The sequence below is a fragment of the Phenylobacterium sp. genome (assembly GCF_030681155.1).
In the GTDB taxonomy this organism is placed as follows: domain Bacteria; phylum Pseudomonadota; class Alphaproteobacteria; order Caulobacterales; family Caulobacteraceae; genus Phenylobacterium.
In genome coordinates, this window is the sequence record NZ_JAUXXE010000051.1 from 1 (window position 1) to 4,959 (window position 4,959).

At 68.8% G+C, this 4,959-nt stretch carries 4 protein-coding genes; 2 read left to right on the forward strand and 2 right to left on the reverse strand.

Going from position 1 to position 4,959, the window contains the following annotated elements; all coding sequences use genetic code 11:
• Positions 1-57: 57 nt before the first annotated feature.
• Entirely contained in the window at positions 58-1,584 is a 1,527-nt protein-coding gene (locus Q8M13_RS13325) for a DNA polymerase Y family protein (protein WP_305300455.1), read from the reverse strand.
• A complete protein-coding gene (locus Q8M13_RS13330; protein ID WP_305300456.1) occupies positions 1,502-2,290 on the reverse strand; it encodes an ImuA family protein in 789 nt (262 codons plus the stop codon). Before Q8M13_RS13330 ends, Q8M13_RS13325 begins: the two co-directional genes overlap by 83 nt.
• A gap of 132 nt (positions 2,291-2,422) precedes the next feature.
• On the opposite strand from Q8M13_RS13330, the gene Q8M13_RS13335 reads away from it, so the two are divergent.
• Together Q8M13_RS13335 and Q8M13_RS13340 are read left to right on the forward strand one after the other, a co-directional pair.
• The gene (locus Q8M13_RS13335; RefSeq protein ID WP_305300457.1) at positions 2,423-3,943 is read left to right on the forward strand and encodes a carboxylesterase/lipase family protein; all 1,521 of its coding nucleotides are present in this window, start codon (positions 2,423-2,425) and stop codon (positions 3,941-3,943) included.
• Positions 3,944-3,994: 51 nt separating this feature from the next.
• Entirely contained in the window at positions 3,995-4,852 is an 858-nt protein-coding gene (locus Q8M13_RS13340; protein ID WP_305300458.1) for a Ku protein, read from the forward strand.
• The last annotated feature ends 107 nt before the right edge of the window (positions 4,853-4,959 follow it).

Consider the following 4,959-nt stretch of genomic DNA (forward strand, 5'->3'; position numbering starts at 1 on the left):
TCAGATGCTCCCCCTCTGGGGGAGCTGTCAGCGAAGCTGACTGAGGGGGAGTACGCCTCATCCGAACACCCCGTGCAGCCACCAGCGGGTCTCGGCGTCGGCGCTATACAGGCCTTCGCGGAACACCCAGAAGCGCGCGCCGTCCTGGTCCTCGACCCGGTAGTAGTCGCGGACGTGGCTGACGCTGATCGTGTCGATGTCGGCTCGCCACCATTCGGCGCCGATCCGTTCGGGGCCTTCGGCGCGCAGAATTCGGTGGATGCGCTTACGCCACCGGAATTGGAGGGGGGGCTCGTCGGGGACTTCGGCTGTGACAAATTCCAGCGGCTCGGGCTGGCGAAACAGGCGTAGGGGGCGCGGCGTTTCGGGGTTCCAACCGGCGCCCATCACCGCCCTCAGCGGGGCGGCGTGCCGGGTCGATTGCTCGGGGACATGACTGGCCACCGGCACGGCTTTCCAGACCCGGCCCTCGCCCAGCCGGTTGGTCAGCCGGTCAACGAGAGGGGCGATGCCGTCCTCCACGGCGGCTTCCACGCCGGTGTCGAGCCGGACTTGGCGGCCGGAAACCGCTTCCACCGCCTCGGCCTCTAGGGTCACCACATCGATCCCGAAGCCGGGGTCGATGGTCTCCAGCTTGGGCGCAAACAGCTTGGCGATGCGGGCCGGATCGCGGCCGGCCAGCGACAGGCCGATGGTCAGGGGAAAGGCTTTGCCGTCCAGCAGGTGGAAGGCGATGACGAAGCGCTTGGCGCCTTGGCCCTCTTGCTCCAGCCGGGCGCACAGTTTGGCGGAGACGTCGAAGCTGACCCGCTGCAGGTCCTCCAGCGCGCTGATCGGTTCGAAGAAGGCCAGCCGTGCGAACCAGGGATGCGGCGGACGGCGAAAGGTCAGGGCCTCGTCGGCGCGGCCCATGGCCTGGTCCAGACGGATCAGGGTCTGCTTGCCGAACCGGCGGGCCAGAGGCGCGCGCGGCAGGCCGATGATCTGGAACAACAGACGCAGGCCCAGCCGTTCCATCTGGGCGGCGGCCTGCGGCTCCAGCCGCAAGGCGGCGGGCGGCAAATAGGCGAGCAGGTCGGCCTGGCCGTTCGGCGGGGCGATGATCTCCACGCCCTTGCCATGGTGGGCCAGGGCCCAGGCCGCGCCCGGCGTATCGGCGATGGCGCAGCGGAAGTGCAGGCCGTTGGCGGACAGCCGCGCGCGGAAGTCGGCCATCAACTCGGCTTCCCCGCCCCACAGGTGCGAGACCCCGGCGATATCGAGGAACAGGCCGTCAGGCGCGTCGGGCGCCACGGCGGGGGAGAACCGCACGGCCCAGTCGACCAGGGCGGTCAGGGCGGCGGCGTCGGCCTCCGGCTCGGCCTCGGCGGTGACCAGTTCGGGGACCAGAGCCATGGCGTCGGTGACCTTCTGGCCGGTGTAGAGGCCGGCGGCGCGCGCGGCCTTGTCCACCGCCGCCAGCCGGCGCGCGCCCTTCACCGCCTCGATCAGGCCGAAGGGCTCAGGCGGAGAGTCGGATGGGTTCCGCCGGCGCCAGTTGGCGATCGCCCAGTTCGGGGACCAGGCGCAGAGGATGCGGGCCATGTCCGGCCTCCCAGGTGAATGCGGTTTGGGCCTCCATCAGCCAGGCGCCGGTTCGGCCTCCCCGGCAGCGTTCCAGCTCGACCCGCCAGCGTGGCGGACCGAGACCAAATTCCCCAGGTCCAGGTTCGCTGGCAGCCGGGGCGATCTTCCATCGGGTGGCGGCCGCCGAGCCCGAAGCGGTCTTGCGCTCCTGGCCTCCGTAGGGCCGCCGGCGGATCACGAAGCCGGTGGAGCCGCGCTTCTCGCAGGCCAGTTGCAGTCGACGGCCGGCGGTGAGGTCGACGGCCTCCACCTCTGCGAAAACGGCGGCGACGCCGATCGTGGCCAGGGCGTCCTCGGTGATGGCCAGGGCCTCGGCCTCGTCGCGGGCGCAGACCTGGATCAGCCGCTCGGCCGGAAACCCCAGTCCGGCCAGTCCCGGCGCGAATAGGTCGTCCCGTCTCAGCACCCAGACCGCCTCGCCGCGCCGGGCGAGCGGGGCGGCGACCAGGGCGGCGAAAGCGGCCGGTGAGGCGGCGGTCTCCACCTCCATCCCCGCTCCGGTGAACTCGTGCCATTGGCCCAGGGCCAGTCCGCCGCCGAGGAAACAGTCGTCGATCTGGGGGGCTCCGAACGGCAGGGATTCAGAGTCCGCCCGTCCGCCCGCCTCAAGGGTTGCGATCTTCGTCTTGAGCGCCGCCAGGCGGTCGTCGCGAAATCCGGACATCGCTTCTAGATCCTTTGTTCTTATTTTGTTCTAAGATTGGAGGCTAAAGAGTCAAGCACCTCACGGTGGAGTCGGCTTGACCTTGGCGCGGGCGCGCCGAATGCTCGCCAGCCGTCGGTCAGGGGAAACGCCATGCTGCGAATGGGTGCGATCATCGCGGGCGCGCTGGCCCTGGCTTCAGCGGCGCAGGCCCAGGACACAACCGTGAAGGTCGAGAGCGGCGTGCTGGCCGGCGCGCAGACCGACCGGGCGCGGATCTTCAAGAATGTCCCCTATGCGGCCCCGCCGGTTGGCGACCTGCGCTGGGCGCCGCCGCAGAAGCCTCTACCCTGGCCCGGCGCACGCGACGCCACGACGAACGGTCCCTCCTGCCCGCAGCAGATGAAGCCCGACGGGACGCCCAACGAAGGCAGCGCCAACGGGCCGATCAGCGAGGACTGCCTGCAGCTCAACGTCTTTGCCCCGCTAAAGGAAAAACTCGGCGGCAAGGCGCCGGTCATGGTCTGGCTGCATGGCGGCTCTCACCGGACCGGCGCGGGCTGGATCTATGACGGTCAGAACTTCGCCCGCGACGGGGTGGTGCTGGTCTCGATCAATTATCGCCTCGGCCCGCTCGGCTATTTCGCCCATCCGGTCCTGACCAAGGCCGCGGGCAAGACCGAGGCGCTGGGAAGTTACGGCCTGATGGACCAGATCGCCGCCCTGGAATGGGTCCAGCGCAATATCGCGGCCTTTGGCGGCGATCCGAAGAACGTCACGGTGTTTGGTGAAAGCGCCGGCGGGATGAGCACGCTCGCCATCCTCGCCACGCCCAAGGCCAAGGGGCTGTTCCAGAAGGCGGCCGTGCAGTCGGGCGGCGGCTGGTCGGCGCCCACCACCCTGGCCGACAAGGAAGCCGCCGGCGTCGCCGTGGCCGCCAAGCTGGGTCTGGAGAACGCCGGGGGCGCCGACCTGCGCGCGGTTCCGGCCGAACGGTTGGTCGCCGAGACCCTGACGGACGACTACGGGCCGTTCGTTGATGGGCGGCTATTGAAGGAAACTCCATCCCAGGCCTTCGCCGCCGGGCGCGAGACCGATGTGCCGCTGATCATCGGGGCCAATTCCGGTGAGGATTCGCTGATGGGCCGCAGCCTGCCCAACGCTTCGGCCATGGCCGCCGCCATCCCCGCGCCCGCCAAGGCGGCCTATGCCAGCGAGGCCGCCAAAGGCGATGAAGCCCTGGTTCGCGCGGCCTTCGGCGACCGCTTCATGGTCGCCCCCGCCCGCTGGATCGCCGCCGAAGCGGCGAACGGCAAGCCGGCCTGGCTCTATCATTTCTCCTATGTCGGCTCGCGTTTCCGGCCGATGGGCGTGACCAGCGCCGCCCACGCCGCCGAGATCCAGTATGTCTTCGAATATTGGGGCCGGCGCACGCCCGAGAGCATGGTCGCGGCCGACGACAAGGCCATGGCCAAGCTGATGCACGGCTGCTGGGTCGCCTTCGCCAAGACTGGCGCGCCCAACTGCGACATCGTCTGGCCCGCCTACGACCCGGTCAAGGACCAACTGGTCGAATTCGGCGCGCAAAGCGGGGTGCGGGACGGCTTCCGCAAAGGCCAGCTGGATGTTCAGCAAGCCGCGGTCCTGCCAACCTTGAGTTTGCCGGCGAACTGAATCGCCGGGCTCGGCGTTTCCTGACTCTGATCAGGCTATCGGAGTCCGGACATGGCCACTCGCCCCACCTGGCAGGGTTATCTGCGCCTGTCGCTCGTAAGCTGCCCTGTGGCCCTTTACACGGCCACGTCTCGCAGCGCCGACGTCTCGTTCAACATGCTGCACAAAGAGACTCACAACCGCATCCGGATGATCCCCACCGACCCTGACACCGGGCCGGTCGAGCGGGCGGACATCGTCAAGGGCTATGAGATCGAGAAGGGCCGCTACGTCATCGTCACCGACGAGGAGATCAAGAACGTGCGGCTGGAAACCACCCGCACCATCGACATCGAGCGATTCGTCGATGAGGCCGAGATCGACCGTCTCTACTGGAACGACCCCTACTTCCTGGCGCCGGACGACGATCTGGCGGTCGAGGCCTTCAGCGTCACCCGCGAGGCGATGAGCGGGGCGGGGAAGGTGGCGCTGGCGCGGGTGGTGATGCACCAGCGCGAACGGGTGATGGCGCTGGAGCCGCGCGACCAGGGGCTGCTGGCCTACACCATTCGCTCCAAGAACGAGGTGCGCGATCCCGCCGATTTCTTCGGAAGCATCCCGGACGTTAAGGCCGACACCAAGATGGTCGCCATCGCCGAGAAGATCATCGACCAGCTCGAAGGCCCGTTCGATCCGACCGAATTCACCGACCGCTATGAGACAGCGCTGCGCAAGCTGATCGCAGAGAAGGAAAAGAACCACGGCGTCACCGCGCCGGTCGCCGAGCCCAAGGAGGCCGAGGTCATCGACCTTATGGAGGCCTTGCGCCGCAGCCTGGGCGAGGGCGGTACGCGCCGAAAGACCACGCCTCGCGCGGCCGAGAAGAAACCCGCCGCACGAAAAACGCCCGCTCGTAAGCGGGCGTCTTAAGGACTAGGTGCTCCCCCTCTGGGGGAGCTGTCGGCCGCTTGGCCGACTGAGGGGGACTTCGACTTGCGCCGTAGCCCCCTCCGTCGCGCTTCGCGCGCCACCTCCCC

Excerpts from the sequence above, each read along its gene's own strand:
- Q8M13_RS13340 (WP_305300458.1), top strand. The coding sequence starts at position 3,995 with ATGGCCACTCGCCCCACCTGGCAGGGTTATCTGCGCCTGTCGCTCGTA.
- Q8M13_RS13330 (WP_305300456.1), bottom strand. The coding sequence starts at position 2,290 with ATGTCCGGATTTCGCGACGACCGCCTGGCGGCGCTCAAGACGAAGATC.
- Q8M13_RS13325 (WP_305300455.1), bottom strand. The coding sequence starts at position 1,584 with ATGGCCCGCATCCTCTGCGCCTGGTCCCCGAACTGGGCGATCGCCAAC.
- Q8M13_RS13335 (WP_305300457.1), top strand. The coding sequence starts at position 2,423 with ATGCTGCGAATGGGTGCGATCATCGCGGGCGCGCTGGCCCTGGCTTCA.